The 19,303-nt window shown below is 34.0% G+C and carries 12 protein-coding genes; 9 read left to right on the top strand and 3 right to left on the bottom strand.

Features of this window, described 5'->3' with window-relative positions; genetic code table 11:
• Positions 1-5,305: 5,305 nt before the first annotated feature.
• Positions 5,306-6,712 (bottom strand): replication-relaxation family protein, encoded by a 1,407-nt coding sequence (locus MKY28_RS30375; RefSeq protein ID WP_340938213.1) that lies wholly within the window; start codon positions 6,710-6,712, stop codon positions 5,306-5,308.
• Positions 6,713-7,371: 659 nt separating this feature from the next.
• Here MKY28_RS30375 and MKY28_RS30370 point away from each other — a divergent pair.
• A complete protein-coding gene (locus MKY28_RS30370; protein ID WP_091036763.1) occupies positions 7,372-7,683 on the top strand; it encodes a hypothetical protein in 312 nt (103 codons plus the stop codon).
• Positions 7,670-9,130 (top strand): cell division protein FtsZ, encoded by a 1,461-nt coding sequence (locus tag MKY28_RS30365; RefSeq protein WP_340938209.1) that lies wholly within the window; start codon positions 7,670-7,672, stop codon positions 9,128-9,130. Before MKY28_RS30370 ends, MKY28_RS30365 begins: the two co-directional genes overlap by 14 nt.
• A 113-nt stretch (positions 9,131-9,243) precedes the next feature.
• On the opposite strand, the gene MKY28_RS30360 is transcribed toward MKY28_RS30365, so the two are convergent.
• Positions 9,244-9,828 (bottom strand): hypothetical protein, encoded by a 585-nt coding sequence (locus MKY28_RS30360; protein ID WP_340938207.1) that lies wholly within the window; start codon positions 9,826-9,828, stop codon positions 9,244-9,246.
• Positions 9,806-10,582, bottom strand: coding sequence for a ParA family protein (locus MKY28_RS30355; protein WP_091036754.1), 777 nt, complete (start codon positions 10,580-10,582; stop codon positions 9,806-9,808). Before MKY28_RS30355 ends, MKY28_RS30360 begins: the two co-directional genes overlap by 23 nt.
• Before the next feature lie 399 nt (positions 10,583-10,981).
• On the opposite strand from MKY28_RS30355, the gene MKY28_RS30350 reads away from it, so the two are divergent.
• From MKY28_RS30350 to MKY28_RS30320, 7 genes are read left to right on the top strand one after another with little or no spacing between them, the layout of a single operon-like run.
• Positions 10,982-11,200, top strand: a complete 219-nt coding sequence (locus MKY28_RS30350) for a helix-turn-helix domain-containing protein (RefSeq protein ID WP_091036752.1) — start codon at positions 10,982-10,984, stop codon at positions 11,198-11,200.
• Complete coding sequence (locus MKY28_RS30345) at positions 11,190-12,650, top strand: hypothetical protein (protein WP_340938205.1); 1,461 nt, start codon at positions 11,190-11,192, stop codon at positions 12,648-12,650. Before MKY28_RS30350 ends, MKY28_RS30345 begins: the two co-directional genes overlap by 11 nt.
• A 13-nt stretch (positions 12,651-12,663) precedes the next feature.
• The gene (locus tag MKY28_RS30340) at positions 12,664-13,770 is read left to right on the top strand and encodes an SAF domain-containing protein (protein ID WP_340938202.1); all 1,107 of its coding nucleotides are present in this window, start codon (positions 12,664-12,666) and stop codon (positions 13,768-13,770) included.
• A 14-nt stretch (positions 13,771-13,784) separates the two neighbouring features.
• Entirely contained in the window at positions 13,785-14,510 is a 726-nt protein-coding gene (locus MKY28_RS30335; RefSeq protein ID WP_340938200.1) for a hypothetical protein, read from the top strand.
• Positions 14,498-15,319 carry a chromosome partitioning protein ParA gene (locus tag MKY28_RS30330; RefSeq protein ID WP_100526654.1) on the top strand — a complete coding sequence of 274 codons (822 nt, stop codon included), beginning with the start codon at positions 14,498-14,500 and terminating at the stop codon, positions 15,317-15,319. The genes MKY28_RS30335 and MKY28_RS30330 overlap by 13 nt, the downstream gene beginning before the upstream one ends.
• Positions 15,320-15,322: 3 nt before the next feature.
• Positions 15,323-17,203, top strand: a complete 1,881-nt coding sequence (locus MKY28_RS30325; protein WP_100526653.1) for a Flp pilus assembly complex ATPase component TadA — start codon at positions 15,323-15,325, stop codon at positions 17,201-17,203.
• 5 nt (positions 17,204-17,208) lie between these two features.
• On the top strand, positions 17,209-19,299 hold the full coding sequence (locus tag MKY28_RS30320) for a hypothetical protein (RefSeq protein WP_100526652.1): 2,091 nt from the start codon (positions 17,209-17,211) through the stop codon (positions 19,297-19,299).
• The last annotated feature ends 4 nt before the right edge of the window (positions 19,300-19,303 follow it).

Below are 19,303 nucleotides of genomic sequence, written 5' to 3'. Positions count from 1 at the left end.
GAGAATATTGAGTTTACTGAATACTTTTACAACAAATCATTAAGTACTAAAAGTAATTATGACTTGATTTCTATACGTTAAAGAAGTTATCTATTTGATATTCAATTAATCTGAATATATTCAGTTATATATTCAGGCTTCTAAACGTGAATATACATCGTAATAGAGATAAACGTTAACACGATAACTCTCTGTGGGTGGCAACAGCATAATTGTATGTAGCAGTTACTCTTTTGCTTATCACAAACGTAATCAGTTTACTTTTATTTGGAACTGATGATTATCTCGGCATTCCATTCCTGAGTTTATGCTTAAACAGTAAGATTTTAGATACCACACTTTATATATGTTAAGTGTTTCCGTTACGCTGTACATGAGAATTCTAATGGCTATAGAAGTGCATAGTTCTATTTCGTGGCATGTAGGTCTTATTTGAATATTTATTATTAGTGTTACATAATATATTCAGTTTAGTATTACTATGAAGAGTCGTAGTATCAGTTTGAGAAGTAGCTCATTAAAGTTACATCATTTATTACGTTGTATATTACGTAATAGTTAAATATTCAGTTTTGCTGCATTGGAAATCTATCACTAAAATGCAATGAATGATTAAAAGTCATCCTTAAGATTTATGTTGACTCGTATTTACTGCATAATCTGATTACTGAACTTGAATATATTCATGTGAATATTGAGTTTACTGAATACTTTTAAAACAAATCATTAAGTACTGAAAGTAATTATGTCTTGATTTCTATAGGTTAAAGAAGATGTGTATTTGAGATTCAATTAATCTGAATATATTCAGTTATATATTCAGGATTCTAAACGTGAATATACATCGTAATAGAGATAAACGTTAACAGGAATAACTCTCTGTGGGTGGCAACAGCATAATTGTATGAAGCAGCTACTCTTTTGCTTATCACAAACGTATTCAGTTTACTGTTACTTGGAACTGATGATTATCTCGTCATCCCTGAGTTTATGCTTAAACAGAAAGGTTTTAGTTACCACACTTTATGTATGTTAAGTGCTTCGTTACGCTTCACATGAGAATTCTAATGGCCATAGAAGTGCATACTTCTATTTTGTGTTAAATACTTACTATTAATATTACATAATATATTCAGTTACATTACATTGTATATGATGGAATAGATACTTATTCAGCTGACGCTACATTGGAAATGTAGAACTATACGATATCCATAAATATTTGTACTGGCTCGTATATACTGCATAATCAAATTACTGAACATGAATATATTCATGTGAATATTGAGTTTACTAATACTTTTACAACAAATCATTAAGTACTGAATGCCTAAAACCAAATAAGTCCTGATTTCCATACGTAAAAAAAGAATATATATTTGATCTTCAATTAATATGAATATATTCAGTTATATATTCAGGTTTCTAAACTTGAATATATAACTGAATAGACATATATGTTTGCTCAATTAACTCTCTGCGGGTAAAAACTGCATAATTGTATGAATCAACTAATCTCTTGCTTGTTACAAACGTATTCGATTTTATGTTACTTGGAATGATTATACCGTCAACCTCTTCGTTTATGTGAATGAAGCCAATGGAGTTTTAGTCACCATACTCTATGTATGTTAAGTTTACCGTTATGCAGTACAGGTGAATTCAAAATGCCTAGTAGCAAGTACATATTTCTTTTTTTGTGGTGTGTAGGTATAATTTGGCCACTTACTGTTAATATTACATAATATATTAAGTTAAGTATTAAACAATCACTATGAAAAGTCATTGTGTAAGATAAATTAGAGACTCTTTGAAGTTAAATCATATATTACGTTTTATATTACTTAAAAGTTAAGTATTTAGATTACATAACATTGAAAATGTAGCACTACAATTCAAGGGATGATTATAAGTCATCTAAAAGTATTTATGCTGGTCGTATATACTGCATATTCAGATTACTGAACTTGAATATATTCATGTGAATATTAAGTTTGGTGAATAATTTACAACAAATCATTAAATACTGAAAGCCTAAAACCAAATGAGTCCTGTCTTCCATACGTTAAAGAAGAATATGTATTTGATGTTCAAATAATATGAATATATTCAGTTATATATTCAGGTTTCTAAACTTGAACTTATACTGTATAGACATATTTGTTAACTCAATTAATTCTCTGCGGGTACAAACTCCATAATTATATGAATCTACTAATCTCTTACTTATCACAAACGTAATCAGTTTACTTTTATTTGGAACTGATGATTATCTCGTCATTCCTGAGTTTATGCTTAAACAGTAAGGTTTTAGTTACCACACTTTATGTATGTTAAGTGTTTCGTTATGCTGTACAGGAGAATTCTAATGGCCATAGTAGTGAATACTTCTATTTCGTGGCTTGTAAGTCTTATTTAAATATTTACTATTAGTGTTACATAATATATTCAGTTTAGTATTAAACAGTTACTATGAAGAGTCGTTGTATTAGTTTGATTAGTAACTCATTAAAGTTACATCATTTATTACGTTGTATATTACGTAATAGTTAAGTATTCAGTTTTGCTACATTGAAATCTAGCACTACAATGCAATGTATGATTAAAAGTCATCAATAAGATTTAAGCTGACTCGTATTTACTGCATAATCAGATTACTGAACTTGAATATATTCATGTGAATATTGAGTTTACTGAATACTTTTACAACAATTCATTAAGTATTGAAAGTAATTATGTCTCGATTTCTACACGTTAAAGAAGAAATGTATTTGATATTCAATTAATATGAATATATTCAGTTATATATTCAGGCTTCTAAACGTGAATATACATCGTAATAGAGATAAAAGTTAATACGAATAACTCTCTGTGGGTGGCAACAGTATAATTGTATGAAGCAGCTACTCTTTTGCTTATCACAAACGTAATCAGTTTACTTTTATTAGGAACTGATGATTATCTCGTCATTCCTGAGTTTATGCATAAACAGTAACGTTTTAGTTACCACACTTTATGTATGTTAAGTGCTTCATTACGCTGCACAGGAGGATTCTAATGGCCATAGAAGTGCATACTTCTAATTTGTGTTAAATACTTACTATTAATATTACATAATATATTCAGTTACATATTAAACAGTCACTAAGAAGAGACATTGTATCAGATAGATTAGTGACTCTTTGAAGTTACATCATCTATTACGTAATATATAACGTAATATTTAAGTATTCAGTTTTGTTACATTGGAAATCTAGCACTACAATGCAATGAATGATTATTAGTCATCCATAAGTATTTATATTGGCTCGTATATACTGCAGTTTACTCAATACTTTTACAACAAATCATTAAGTACTGAAAGCCTAAAACCAAATAAGTCTTGATTTCCATGCGTTAAAGAATATGTATTTGATGTTCAAATAATATGAATATATTCAGTTATATATTCAGGTTTCTAAACTTGAACTTATTCTGTATAGACATATATGTTAGCTCAATTAACTCTCTGCGGGTAAAAACTGCATAATTGTATGAATCAACTAATCTCTTGCTTGTTACAAACGTATTCGGTTTCATGTTACTTGGAATGATTATACCGTCAACCTCATCGTTTATGTGAATGAAGCCAAAGGAGTTTTAGTCGCCATACTCTATGTATGTTAAGTTTACCGTTATGCAGTACAAGTGAATTCAAAATGCCAAGTAGTAAGTATACATTTCTTTTTTTGTGGCCTATAGGTATAATTTGGCCACTTACTGTTAATATTACATAATATATTAAGTTAAGTATTATAAAATCATATGAGAAGTCATTGTGTAAGATAGATTAAAGACTCTTTGAAGTTAAATCATATATTACGTTGTATATGATTTAACAGTTAAGTATTTAGATTACACAACATTGAAAATGTAGCACTACAATTCAAGGGATGATTATAAGTCATCTATAAGTATTTATGCTGGTCGTATATACTGATAATCAGATTACTGAACTTGAATATATTCATGTGAATATTGAGTTTACTTAATACTTTTACAACAAATCATTAAGTACTGAATGCGGAAAACCAAATAAGTCTTGATTACCATACGTTAAAGAGGGATATGTATTTGATGTTCAAATAATATGAATATATTCAGTTTTATATTTAGGAAACCACATATGAATATTAACCATATACTTAAAGCAGAAATTTACCCGATTAACTTCTCTGCGGGGATAAATAGCATAGTAGTAACATACAATCTGCAGTCTTCCTTACTATATACGACTTAATTCAGTGTTATTGATTATATAGTCATCCTCACCGCCTATGGTAGATTAAACCATGGGGGTTTAGTTACGGCAGAACATGTATTTTTAGTATACGATAAAATTGTATAAGAGAATTCGAACAGCCACCGAGAGTATATATCCTTTAGTCGGATTTTTAGGAGTCTTATAAGAATACAATTATATTACATAATATATTCAGTAATGTATTAAATATTTACTGTGAAGAATCATTGTATCAGTAAAGATCAGCATTTCTTTAAAATTATAAATTACATCATCTATTACCTTGTATATTACGCAATATTTAAGTATTCAGTTAGTATTACATTTGAAATGAAACACTACAATTCATTAGATGATTATATATCATCAATGAGTACTCATACGTTGCAATATATACTTACGACACTACACCGAGTCTTCTATCACAAAAAAGCAGGATACGGATAAAATCCAACTTAAATAATATAAATATATTCAGTTTTATATTCAGATTCCTACATCTGAATATACTTAAGATACTTGAGGCAGAAATTTATATTATTACTAGCTCAATGGTACCTATAACGTATTTGTGATAAACATGCTGAGTTCTAACTTAATATAAGTATTCAGTTTACTGTTACTTGAAATTACTGATTATATGGCAAGCCCCACAGTTTATGATGGATTAAATTGTGGGGTTTTCAAAGGCACTAAAAGCTTGGGTATCCATTAAATGACTAGTAGCGATCTTATGACAATACTAAATTAACTATTACATAATATATTCAGAATACTGAAGATTTAAAATTAAATATTTATATTACGTAATATATTCATTAAAGTATTATGTTTTAAAAATTGTTTGATTGACATAAACTAGATCATTTTTGAATGGTTCGTAAGTGAAACATCATAAAAGTACTTAAGGTAAATCAGCACTGTACTTAAAGGATGGGTATACTTTGAAATATGTTCGGTATATGAACTTGAAGATTTAATCATGACGCAGCTGGACTATATTTATCTTTAATACACAAAAACTTAATCAACAAGAAATAAATTTAAGGGGTGGGTTTGAATATGATTCCCGTTTTTATCGAACCACTTATTCTCAGAAACATTATGCCAAAGATACTTCATAAAGATAGAATCGAATTTAACCTTCTGATCACAACCAATAAAATCAAGAGAATGTGGCTTTTTATCCGAGTAAAGTAACACAGGGATAACCTCAATTGCATTAATCCTTTTCATGGATTCAATAGTTTCGAATTTTGAAGCGAAATCTATTGCCTTACAAATACCACCAGTTTCATATTCGTCGAACTTAACATAAAGAAAAACCTGATGTTCATTGCTTTTAAGGCGAGTTACTGTAAAATACGGCTCCCAACCTAATATCTTCATTTCGTTACCATATAGATAACAAAAACTTGAAAGGGAGGAGGCATTCGTGAGATTTTTGGAGGGCTTTGGTTGTCCAATATAAGCTTGATCATTAAGGAGCGGTCTTAAGTTTAAATTCAGTTTATTTTTAAACAAGTCTCCTTCATTTATAAAGGACAGCACTAAACTTTCAAGTGATTCAATATTCCCTACATACAAATTTATAAATGTGCTCCAGTTTTCAATGGTGTTCAAATAATTCCGCTGAATATTCTGCCATCGAGACCAAATACTTTGACGTGCAGTCGTTACAAAAAAAATAGTACTAGGTATAGAAGTGGCTAAAGAATCTCGCTCAACCCCTTGGCTTATATAGGACAGATATTGATTGTACTTAGAAAACTTCTCATATAAAAGTTTGCCTTTCTCCGTTCCCATATCAAACTCAACCCAACAGTGAAATTCCTTATCAGTACCATTAGGTCGAATAATAAACTCTCCATCGGGCCTGAAAATTTTCTTAGTTTCGATTTTAGTATTCTCATCCACAGAGGAGAACTCTACTGAGGCGTATCTATTATCAATAAAATCATATGTGAAATTATGTTTTAAAGATAAGAGTTCCATTAAAACATTGAAATCAATACCCAAATTATGATGTTTTTGCAGTCTCTCTTTTGGAGCGCGATAAAGTTCATATGGAAAATAACCGTGTTGATTATTCCAACCTGTATTTCGGTAACCTTCAATCTCAGGGATATCTAAAAGGCTGTAAGCTATAGATAATCCTTCTTCTGATAAAGTTAAAACCTTCGTATCATTACTATGCTTAGCTGCCACCTGAATAATACCGGTCTTCTGCATTTGAGCCAACTGATTCCATGTGCTTCTCATTTTTGATAAGTTAAGTAGTTCCCATGAGAAATGAGGATAGGTTAAAGGAATATTATCCGGATCCAAAAGAAAAAATACTTGATACGGGGTAAGACTTCTATAAATAAAGAGACGTTCAATTATCTTACACTTGGTTGGAGAAAGTTTATGTATTGTTCGAACATCCAATTTGATGACAACTCCTTTATAAATTTGCTTGAATTTGATACATATTTACTAACCTTTATGAACCCTAAGTTCTTGTCACTTAAAGCAGTATGTCGAGATTAACAGAAAAAAACCTTATGTGACAACGAATTTGTCGACCTTTTGTGGTCGATATACGCAATGACAGACATCGTGATAAGTTCAGTGATAATAATAGTGACTCAGTCACCAAAGTTATCACTGAATCAATCATTGGTGTAGTCATTAAAATCGTCATAATATTGTTTGAGTGTATTATTTTTTAGAAACGAAATATTATAAAAATAAATGAGAGAAATCACACTACTATTGTGGATACTCTCCAACAGACCATTAAGAAGAGTAGAAAAGCGTTTATACTCTCACCTAATGTAAATAAAGATAATATGACTATATTTAAGTAAAATAGAGTCACCCTAGGGTCACTCTAAATTAACAGCTTTAATAAAAATGTCTCACACGAGAAATCGTTATAACAGATAGAGTATTACAGAATTCATATTAGATAAGATTAGATAAGATAGCATTCTTAAAATAAGATTTAGATATATTTGCTAAATTAATATTAAAGAGATATACTCAAGGTAACCTAGAGGTGACCTTAAGGTGACCTTATAATCAAAGGGAGGTGAAGACTGAGCATGTCAGAAAAACTTTATACAGAGGTGCATTATCGAGCATTTCTTGATAAATTAAGTGAGGCTCACATATCGGTATTGAGCATTATTACAGACAACAATCTCATCCCTAAAAAAGACATCATCTCGATGATGAGTGAGGATTATTCTAAAAATCCAGTTGTTGCAGCAATAGATGCTCTTTTGTTCGCTGGTTTAATATCATTCGAGTACAGCAAAAGGCAACATAAGTTCTTTCTTTCTGATGACGGTAAAGCATTCACAGAATATGTAGCAAAACAATATGAGGAGGAAAATTCTAATGGGTCTATCTAATAGTAAAGTACTTACATTCATGAACGAAAATGCACTAATCAATGACGTCTCTCTAAGATTTGGTGTAATTGGAGCAGGGCAGAAAGGTAACAAAGATGCAGATATTTTTGCAGGTTATACATATGCAAATGGAAAACAAATATATCCTAGCCTTGCCGTGAATTTTTCTAAAAATGACATGCTTCATCTTAAGAACATTCCGCTCGAAGATCGCATACATTTTGAAGATTTTAGAGGTGCTGCCCGAACACCTTCTCTTGTTGTTGAGAATTTCGATCCACAATTGAACCCAAATGCAGACAAGATGCGTAATCAATTGATTGAAGCAATGGAAAGAAAATTCATGGATGTTGATCATTTGTTTATTTGCGCTGGAGCTGGTGGGGGCTTTGGTACAGGCTTTATTTCACTAGTGTTAAGTTTAATAAAAGAACAGTTTTTTCCGGTCCCTATAACTCTTTTGCTCTCAAGTCCATTTGATGATTTCACTGAAATGTCTAATGCAATTCTTCTCCTCGCAGAAATCAAAGAATTCATTGAACTTCAAAATGAGCTATTTAGTCCAGGTCAAGAAAAACCACTTGGTAGTGTAATTCTTACTGATAACAAGAAACTATTTAACGACTTTACAACCAAAAAAGAGAATAGACTGAACAGTAGTACTTTGATTTCTTGGAAAGATGAAGGGAACGATGCGATTATAAGTACTATCCATGAGGCTAACTTGATTCCTGCTAACTTTGGATCAGACAATAGTACTTATGATCCCTCGGACTTTATTAAAATCGTACAACTGTCAGGTGGTTTCTTGAGTATTCACAAAGCTAGCATTGAAGCCCCTTACGAAAGTAATACTTTGAATAGTAAAATGAGAAATAGTATTCAGCTGGGCTACTTCTCTTGTGGTCATGATTATGAAACTGCAACAATGTATGGTGGTTTTGTACTTAGACCATCAAGTGCATCAATATTCAAAGATGTCAAAACAGAACAGACTATTAAACAAGTAATATCAGAGTTTAATGATACAGCTCAAGGAAAATATGGAGATCCTATCTGGTTTGATGAATACGCGGTTGTCTATACTATTTTTAGTGGGATGACTTTACCAAGCCGAGTCGTTGAAATGACTATAGAATATGATGAAATGTTAGAAAAACAAAAACAGGTAAAAAACAAAGATATCGAACTGAATATCTCAGGTGTAATGGAATCTGTAAAACAATCCACTTTTAATCCATATCAAAAACGAGGAGCCAACAAATTTGGTGGTGGCGCTTCTGGAGGCTTTGGGGGATCTGTATTCAATCGAAAGCAAGAAAATCAAATTGAAGAAGAAGTTGCTTCAACTACTGAAGAAATTTCAGAGCCTAATAACAGATTTGGAAGCAACTCGGATGATACTAAACCTACAAATGTATGGAATAAAATTCAAAACCGTAAATAGGTTCTCACTCAAATCACTAAACGGTTTAAGTTGTTTGTAGCATAAAATAAGAAAGAGGTACGAAGAGCTTATTTGCTCTTTGTACCTCTTTCTTATTTTGAAATTCAGTAAGTTTATAATTTGAATTCCTTATTTTCATTCACTAACTCTAGCACAATTCTTAGACCTGAGTTAATCATTTTCGTTTTGTAGCCTTTTTTCTTACCTACACATAACTTATCTAATTCAGCCAACAATTCATTTTCGATTAGATACGTTTTACGCGTATGTGTTTCTTCTACTTTTAAATCAACTGTGTTTGATAAAGATGAAATAATACTTGATATCCCGTTAACAGCTGAAACTTGTGGATGAGAACTAACAGGTGCTTGCTCATTGCTCTGTTTCGTCTCTTGAATTTCTTGTTGAATTAACTCTTTAGCAGGATCTTGTTGTACTGGTTGTTGGTATTGCTCTACTAAAGGTTGTGCTACTGGTAGTGGTTCTTGTTGTGTTACTTGTTCTTGTTTTGGTTGTTCCTCTGCTGGATTAATTGTAGATATATCCGAATCAACACTTGAATGTTTATTCTCATCAGAAACAGGTCGCAAAGAATTATTACCGCTTATAAGAGTATCATTCAATATACGATTTTTTTGATCTGATCCGGTAGTACCACTGTCACCCAACAATTTTTTAAACTGATCCTTTTTGGACACGGTTTAGCAACTCCTCTAAAAATTGTTGATATTGCTCAAGAGCATCTCGGTCCTCTTTTGTTGTGTTTTGGATACCAAGAATAGAATACTCTTTAATTCGATTACGTCTTTTAATTACAGTGTCAAATACCCAGTCCTCATAATCTTCCCTAGCTTGATCAATAATTGAAGAGTCAATTCGAGTTCTGGAATCCGACATACTTGGTAGAATGCCAGCTAACTTTAATGTAGGCGTAATTCTTTCTTTAATAAGTTCCACCAATTGAAGGTACCTTGGGATAGCTTTAAAACATAAAGGTTCCGATTGTAGCATAACTACCACATAGTCGCTAGCAGATAATGCAGATACTGAAAGATCGCCTAAGTTAGGTGGCTGGTCAATAAGGATAAAATCATACTGGTCTTTTATGATATCCAATGTTTCTTTTAGAGAGGTAGGAACAACTCTGTTTACATTTCCTAAAGCTCTGCCTAATGTCGATAGGATGTCGTCGGCCGGCAATAAATCCAGGTTCTCATTCACTTTAACAATGTACTTAGCAGGATCTAAATCAATAATTGCGTTTAGTACTGTATTATCTTCAAAAGAGTAAATGTCTTTTCCTGATAATATTTGTGTAGTGTTACCCTGCGAATCAAAATCAACAGTTAAAACTTTAAATCCTCTTTCAGCTAAAAGATAACTCGTAATGCATGTAGTAGAGCTTTTACCCACTCCGCCTTTTTGTACTCCTATAGATACTGTGATACCCATGATATCCTCCAGTTCGGTATAAATATACTTATACTCTATTTTGGTGGATAGTGGAGAAAGAGTCAAGTGTAATACACACAAAACTGAATACTTAAGTGTTAAATGAACAATATAGTATTCAGTTTTATATTACATAATATATTTTTAACTATACAAATATTACACAACATGCAGATTATACAACTTAACTAGTACTACGATTTACTTGAGTAAAGAGGGTACAGTGAAAAAATTGAAATCAAAGTTGTTGACACAAACCAGTTAATAATCTATATTGTGTATAAATAAACCAAATATGATCCGGACGGGTCCTCAAAAAAAGCGAAGCACGCTCGATGCCTTAGGCATTAAGCGTGCTTTTTTTTGTTTTCTTACCCTGAAGGAAAGGGGTGACAGTGATTGGATTATACACCTGGGGAACTGATGCGTATCCATAGAACAAGACAAGATATGACTCAAAAAGATCTTGCAAACTGCATAGGATCATTTCAAGTGAGAGTCAGTAGATTGGAAAATGGACTTAAGCCACCCACACCTGACGAGATAAAGAAGATAGAGAAGGTTCTTGGAACTATTATTTGGAGTCAACAAAGGGGAGATGCAATGAATGGCACCTGATTTTGAGCAACTCAATAAGAAAAAAATTATTATTGCCATTCCTAATCCTGCTTTTGCAGAGGCTTTAAAAAAACATTTTGAAAATGAAAACATTCATGTATTAGAAGTGTGCGTTGTAGTTGATCATCTTGTGGAGAGGCTTCATCTAATCAAAGAAGACCCTTCAACCACTTTAGATGCAGTCATTATCTCAAGCTCTCTCGCTGTAAAGCAATCTGATAAAAGGCACGAGTTCCTCGCAGATGTAATTGATAGAATTCGAGAAGATTTCAGTAAAAGCTCGATAATTTTTTTATCGGATGAAAAACAAGGTCATCCTTTACTTGCTGAACTAGTATCCATGGGGATTTACAATATATTTTTGAAATCACAAAAATCTGAACCCTTGAATATTAAACAGTTAATTAAATGCATAGACCACCCTTTACCTTATAGTGAAGTTAAAAAGTATCGGAATTATGATCAAGGAATACCGTGGAGAAGATTTGTAAATGGTGCTCAATCTATAACCATTAATATTGAGGGACATAACAAAGATAAGGCCCACAGACGACAAGATAAACAAAATGTGAAGGAAGGTGAGGTTAGTACCAATACATCAAATGAAATAAATTCTTCTTCTAAAGAAATGGTTGAAGATGAAGAACATCTGGTGAAGAGTAACAAGCAAACAAATAAAACAATCTTACCCGACATCATGGAAGAAGAATTAGAAGAATCAGATTTTTGGACGCTACCTGATCTGAAGCAGAAGATCGTAGTCAGAGATCGAATTGTCGGTAAATCAGTCATCTCAGTAGTCGGTATCGAAAAAGGCGTAGGAACAACCCACTCTTCTATATTGATAGCAAATTATCTGGCAAGTCATGGGTATTCAGTTAAGTTACTAGAACTGAGCGGAAATAACGAACTTGTTTATATCGAGAAAGCCTACGAAGGTAAAAACGTAGACACCCGTCTTAATGATGAATTCATAATTGAAGGCGTAACTTACGTAAAATCAGCAGATGATTTTGAAATGGCTGACCATCTGAATTCAGAACATACACATATTGTTCTAGATATGGGTACTTATGAAACCACTGAACACATATCTGAATTTCACCGGGCAAGTACCCAAGTTGTAGTTGCATCAGGTAGTGAGTGGAAACAGCACAACATCAAAAGATTTTTGTTATCCAATCACGTTGATCTCGAAAGATGCATCTTTATGGTTCCTCTTGTCAGTAAACAGAGCATTGTCGATATCGAAAAAGATAATGAGGGAATTCATGCATTAGATATTCCTTTTCACTCTGATCCTTTTGATTCTCAGGATGATACGAATGAACAGTTTGATCTAGTGTTTGATCAAGGATTTACAAAGAAGAAGAAAATGATAAAGAGATCCATTCTTATACTAGCAACAATTATACTTATGTTTTTGTTATTTTTCTTTATTTCAAGATAAGGGGTGTATGTAATTGTCCAAAGTAAGGCAGCGTACAAAAAATTTGATTATCGCTGGTATTGTAGGGGCTCTATCTATGGGAGTTTTATCAACTGGTGGCGCCATCTATCTCATTAAGCAACAAGCTAAAGACCAGAAAGCGTTGAGGATGCATTATGAATCTCAACTCGTTGAAGCAGAGGCATTACTTCAGCACCAACAATCAACTATGAAAACAGTCGTAGTAGCATCCAAACCACTAAAAGAAGGGGAGAAACTTAAAAAGGAAAATTTGAAAGTCATTCAAATTCCTGAAACAGATGCTCCCACTAACATGGTACAGACACCCGATGATCTATACGGAAAAATCGTTAAAATTGATGTAGGTGAGAATACACCCGTAATCAATTCAATGGTGTTTGATAACGGTCCAACCCCTCGTGATCAACGGATACAAGAATACAATGTGATGTTACTTCCAACTAAACTGAAAAAAGGCCAATTTGTAGACGTACGGTTAACCTTCCCGACAGGTGAAGATTTTATCGTTCTATCAAAGAAAAAAGTTGAAGATCTTTCCGGCACAACTGTTTGGTACAAAATTAATGAAGCTGAATTGTTAGTAATGACTAGTGCGATCGTTGATGCATACCTTAACGGTGCCAAACTTTATGCCGTTACTTATTCTGATCCATATATGCAAGAAAAAGCAATTCCAAACTATCCAGCTAACCTGAAAGTAATTGACCTTATTCAATCCGATCCGAATGTTCTGACATTCGCAAAAGAGCAATTAAAAAGAAATGTAAGACAAGTACTAGAAAACAATCTCTCTCAAATGGATGAAGCAGACAAAATGAAAATCCAAAATGGAAGTGTGATCTTACAACAAGAGGTTGCTAACAACCAAATTACGAATCAGCAAAATAACGAAGCAGTAACCGGAACACTGGGGGCTCCTATACCCGATACAAGTGCAGAACTGAGTACAACACCAGGTAGTTCAATAGATTCATCTCCAACAACTCAATCTACGGAAGCAAGTAAAGAGGAAATTGTTCAGCCGATAGAGTCCGGACTGGATACTTCTACAAGCGAAGAAAAACAGAAAGACGTTTTTGGGCAGCCATTAGTGAAATAGAACGGAGGGGCAGCATGAAAAGATCATTATTTCTTGGATCAGCAGATATAAGTGATTTGCTTCAATATGTAGGTAAAGTCATTTCAATTTCTGGGAGGAAAGTACTTTTAGTTGATGGCACAACAGAAAAGTACATACAGAACAACACACCAACACCAATGACGACATCGCAAATGAAAGTAGTAGAGTTTGATGGGTTTGACGTAGCAGTTGGCTACGAAACTTTTGATGAAATCGAAACCTTAGTTGCAAAAAATGATTATGAGCAACTCATTGTTCACTGCAGTGATATTTCATTTTTGAACAAAGAGGAGTTCAATTCGTTTCATACCAAATATATTGCCGCTACGCCAGAAAAAATGAGCATAGATAAAACAGTTGATTTAGTAAAGGTTTTATTCGGAAAAGAACATTCTGACGGTAAAAGTCCAAAAACAGATGTTACTAAAATCTCGGTTAATCATGTAGAAGGCAATATTGCCGAGGATTACCTCGAGACAATTCTGACAGACCTCCCTATCAGTTGGTCTGAAGAGCCATTTGAATTACTACATGATGAAATTGATTATGTAACAAAAATAAATAACCAACACCAAGGAAAAATAAACATTCGACGTCTCTCAAAGAACTATAAAGGGATTATTAAGAAATTAACGGCGGAAATTTCGGAACTTGAAACGAATTTAATAAAAAGTTCTATGAAAGAACTTACGAGGAGGTCCTTTGCATGGGGCAAGTAGCATTTTGGAGTAACCGTCATGGTCAGTCTGGAAACTCATCCAATTTGATTGCTGTGGCCACACTCATTGGGATGGAGTATTTAACGAAAACGCTTGTGAGTCACACACATTGGAGTATGTCGTCTTTGGAATCTACTTTTCTGAACGAAAAGGATCTTGATAGTTCAGAGTATTCGAGCCTAGGCATCGACGCCTTAGAGAGACTAGCTCGCAGTAATCGCTTGGCTCCAAAGATCGTAAAAGACTACACCGACACCGTTCTGCGGGATCGATTAGAACTACTGCGTGGAACAGTGAAACCTAATGAAGAAATGTTCTCCATGATTCATGAAGTAATCGGAAGTATTTTCGATGCGGCAAAGAATTACTATAATCTCACTCTGATTGATGTGAGTAGTGGGATGCGAAACAAGTTAACGAATTCGGTCCTGACGACCTCAGATGTAATCGTAGTTAATCTCAACCAAAATAAAGCGGTCTTAGATGAGTTCTTCACTGATGAACCAGAGTTCCTCAAAGAGAAAAAAGTTGTAATTGTTCTTGGTCAATATGATCGTCATTCCAAATATTCTGTTTCCAACATTAAACGAATGTATAAACCAAAAGCACCTATATATACCGTTCCTCACTGCACAGGTTACATGGATGCTCTCAATGATAAGTCAGTAGTTCAATTTTTCTTTCGAAATAAAAATATCGGAATCCAACATGAAAATCACTTCTTTCTGAGTGAAGTTCGAAAACTGGCTAAAGGGATATTTGAAGCCGCTGGAGTTGATACAAAGATATATAGTGAGCAGGGGGCTTAAGGTATGAGTATTAGTCATCTTGTGAATCTTGGATTAATTCTAGTAATGCTATTTCTTGTTGGTGTTTACGTCTATTTTAAAATGACTGAAAAACGTCAACCCAAACGCGACCCTCGTGAGATAGATCAGAAGTACACTTTAGCTGGAATTACCGAATATGTAAAAACAGCCATTAATGATCTGACAACAAGTAACATGGAGCATTTGGGGTTAACTGAAGAAGAATTTGATCGACGGATGAATCAGCGTTTGATGTTGCAAAAATCATTAAAGGGATGCACAGATGGAGATATTCGTGATAAAAACTATGTCAAAAATACGATTTTTGATCTTCTCTTGAAAACATATGACTTAAATGATGAAAATATCAATCGTATTATTCCGTTTGATAATAAGAAAACTCTCTCCCTACAAGATAAGTTTGAAATTATGTTGTTTCAAAACAAACAAAAACATGGGGTAAATGCTTTAGGTCAGATCATTGATAGATACAAGTTAGATGAGCTGAAGAATCCTGAAGAAGAAGTAGAAGACGAATATTACGTTATTACACCTCAAGAAATTGAAGAGGTTTATCGTAAGGAATCCAAGGGACTTTCTTTTGAGGATAAGCTCATGATTATTGTCCAAAGAATCTATCAGCAATATAAAGGTTTCTCAGTAATTGATGAAATAAGAGACATGAAGATTGATGGAGTGTCGGGTGGGGTTTCTGGTGTACCCATTGATCAGATTGAACCTTTCGATGATATGGCTTTCTTTGCGGATCGTGTTAATAAGAAACCCACACCCTATAGTCATGACAGTGTTTGGATTTTGTATAAAGGTAAACCGATCCATATGTCGTTTTTGAGTTTCGGATCTGAAGCTGAACTTAAACGTGTCTGCCAAAATATCTATCGTTACAATAATCCAGGACAACTCTCAGAATCGAATGGTTACAAAGTAAATGAAATGAAAGACGGTTCACGGATCGTTGTTGTCCGTCCTGGTTTCTCTGAGTCTTGGGCATTTTTCAATCGTAAGTTTGATACACAAAAAGCATCACTCGAGCAACTCATCAGCCAAGAAGAAAAAAATCGGATGTTAGTTATTCTTCTCATCAGGTATCTAGTTAGGGGAGGGCGTGTAACAGCTGTAACCGGGTCACAAGGTTCTGGTAAAACAACGTTACTTATGGCTATGGTTCTTGAAATGTATAAAACTCATGCAATTCGTGTCCACGAGATGGCATTTGAGCTGCATTTGAGGAAGATTTTCGGCAATCGAAATATCCTCACTTTTAGAGAAACCGACTCTATTACAGGACAACAAGGTTTGGATATTCAAAAGAAAACAGACGGAACAGCATTTATTTTGGGAGAAGTAGCAACAGATGCTGCAGTACCTTATATGATTCAAATGGCGCAGCAAGCAGATATGTTTTTTACACACCATGCGAGAACATTTAAAAAGCTCGTTCATTACCTCCGAAATTCATTGCTCAAAATGAATGTTTTCAGTGATGAGAAAATAGCTGAAGAACAAGTTGTGAATGTCCTAAATTTCGATATTCATTTAGTTCGTAAGCGTAACGGACATCGATTTATTGAGAGAATCACAGAATGTACACCACTTCATGATGATGAAGATATTCCATTCGATATCCGGACTATGAGTGATTCGGAAGAGAGAAAAATTACATTCATGGAAACATTCATTAAGTATATGAAGAGATCTACAAATCGGAAAGTATTCGATGAACGAAATATTATTGAATATCGTGATGGTGGTTATGTTGCAGTTCATCCAATCTCCGATCACAATGTCAAAGAAATGCTGGAAAATCTTACGGAAGTTGATCAAGCAGGCTTTAAACAATTTATGCAGGAAAACTGGGGGTAAGAAGGATGGATTTGAAGGCTATTGCAGTCAGTATTCTTTTAACCTCAGTGGTCCTAAGCATCGTACTCTATATCGTAATGAAGATCATTTCAAGAAGATCCGAGCGCGATGGTTCCCAGGAACATTATAAGAGCTATGAGATGCTCACCGGGAATAAGAAATCAAATCGTAAACAGATGATTCATCGATTTATGCAAGATTCGTACATCGCGTACAATAAAGTACCATTCTTGCGAAACTATATCCAAAAGATTCGAAAGAGATTGCAAGCCATCCATTCGTATGATGAATTCACGATGCGAAGAGAAACCATGAGAATTGTTTTTTACACACTTGGAACAATTGCTGCTGTCGTACTAGTTTTGTTATTAATGAATCATGATTTCACATTCATATTCATGCTGTTCCTTGCAGCTATCGTAGTGAATGGCATGTTAATCGATACCTTTGTACATAAAGTGGATGATCGATTGTTAATTCAATTACGAGATCAACTCTTCAAAGATGTACGACATCACTATCATCAGCATGGCAGTGTAGAAGAGGCTCTTCGTCAAGCATCAGAATCTTCATCGTATGAAGCTGCACTACACGCTAAAAAAATTCATGAGGTCTTAGTCTCTGTAAATCCAGAAGAGAGCCTAACCGTATACTATGAGCAAGCTCCAAACCGTTTCTTGAAGGCATTTGCAGGCATGTCCTTTCTAATAAAAGAATTCGGTGATAAAACAATCAAGGATGGATCTCTATATCTCAGTAATCTCAATAAGTTAGCCAGTGAGGTTAACCTTGAAATTCTAAAGAGAACTCGATTGAATTACTTGTTCAAAGGTCTTACCGTCATTGCAGTTACACCTATTATCTTCACAAAACCAATAGAACTTTGGGCAAGTCAGCAATTTCCTGCGATGGAGGCTTTCTATTCTAGCAAGTTAGGATTCATAACGAAAATAGTTGTATTTGCATCTGTTTTGTTATCATATATCCTCTTAAAAAAAATGCAGGATCAACAAGAAGGGACCTATGTAGCGAAAACAAAAAAACGTTCTTGGGAAAAACTTCTTTTGAAATCAAAAATTGTTTCATGGATAGTAGACCGTCTTGAACCAGCCAAAAGAACAGCACAGCATTTCAAAATAAGTAAGTTAATTAAGGATGCTAATGCGGGTTATCCCATGGAGTGGCATTACCTTCATCGTTTTGTTCTGACGATCATTCTTTCTATTGGCCTGGTGTTCTCATTCGTATTAATGCATCACATCGCAATCAAAGATGTGCTGGAGTCACCCACGCAAAACAATTCTATGTTTGGTCGAATGTCCGAAGAGGAGTTGCGTGAGGCAAAATCCATCACTGATTTTGATAGTACTATCATTAAACATATGAAGGAGGTGAAAGACAATAATCTGCAGGATCGTGTAGTTCAGATGATTAAGCAAGACCCCGAAGTTGCAACAAACGATACTCTACTCAATGCTTCAACAGAAAGGATCCTAGCAAAAATGGATCGGATTAATTCCGAATACATGAAGTGGTGGGAAATCCTTATATGTTTATTAATGGGTTGGGTGGGTTATCAATTACCCTATTGGGTACTTCTCTTCCAGAAGAGAATGAGAGCAATGGATATGCAAAATGAAGTGGACCAATTTCATACCATCATTGCGATGCTCAGTGAAATCGATCGAGTATCGGTTGAGGTCATTCTTGAATGGATGGAAAGATTCGCTTCAATTTTCAAGGCCCCACTACATAAGTGCCTTATGAACTATGAGAGTGGTGCTGAACTTGCTCTTGAGCAACTGATGATCGATGCGCCATTTGCTCCACTCGTGAGAACCATTGAAAAACTTCAGTTAGCTGTAGAAAAAATTCCAGTCAAACAAGCTTTTGATGATCTTGAAACTGAACGTAATTACTATTTCGAACAAAGAAAACAGGATTACGAGGAAATGATCAATGCAAAAGCAGGCTGGGGTCGCATGATCGGTTTCACTCCAATGTACATGATCATCTTTTTGTATCTCGTGTTTCCATTTGTCTTTATGGCTTTTACACAGATGTCTACGTATTACGAACTTATGCAAAAATTATAATTTA

The organism is Paenibacillus sp. FSL R5-0473 (assembly GCF_038004565.1).
GTDB classification, from domain to species: Bacteria; Bacillota; Bacilli; order Paenibacillales; family Paenibacillaceae; genus Paenibacillus; species Paenibacillus amylolyticus.
This window is presented reverse-complemented; position numbering and strand designations above follow the sequence as displayed.

What these genes read in the sequence shown, in the direction of transcription:
- MKY28_RS30370 (WP_091036763.1), top strand. Translation starts at nt 7,372, where the DNA reads ATGTCAGAAAAACTTTATACAGAGGTGCATTATCGAGCATTTCTTGAT.
- MKY28_RS30355 (WP_091036754.1), bottom strand. Translation starts at nt 10,582, where the DNA reads ATGGGTATCACAGTATCTATAGGAGTACAAAAAGGCGGAGTGGGTAAA.
- MKY28_RS30330 (WP_100526654.1), top strand. Translation starts at nt 14,498, where the DNA reads ATGGGGCAAGTAGCATTTTGGAGTAACCGTCATGGTCAGTCTGGAAAC.
- MKY28_RS30325 (WP_100526653.1), top strand. Translation starts at nt 15,323, where the DNA reads ATGAGTATTAGTCATCTTGTGAATCTTGGATTAATTCTAGTAATGCTA.
- MKY28_RS30345 (WP_340938205.1), top strand. Translation starts at nt 11,190, where the DNA reads ATGGCACCTGATTTTGAGCAACTCAATAAGAAAAAAATTATTATTGCC.
- MKY28_RS30365 (WP_340938209.1), top strand. Translation starts at nt 7,670, where the DNA reads ATGGGTCTATCTAATAGTAAAGTACTTACATTCATGAACGAAAATGCA.
- MKY28_RS30335 (WP_340938200.1), top strand. Translation starts at nt 13,785, where the DNA reads ATGAAAAGATCATTATTTCTTGGATCAGCAGATATAAGTGATTTGCTT.
- MKY28_RS30320 (WP_100526652.1), top strand. Translation starts at nt 17,209, where the DNA reads ATGGATTTGAAGGCTATTGCAGTCAGTATTCTTTTAACCTCAGTGGTC.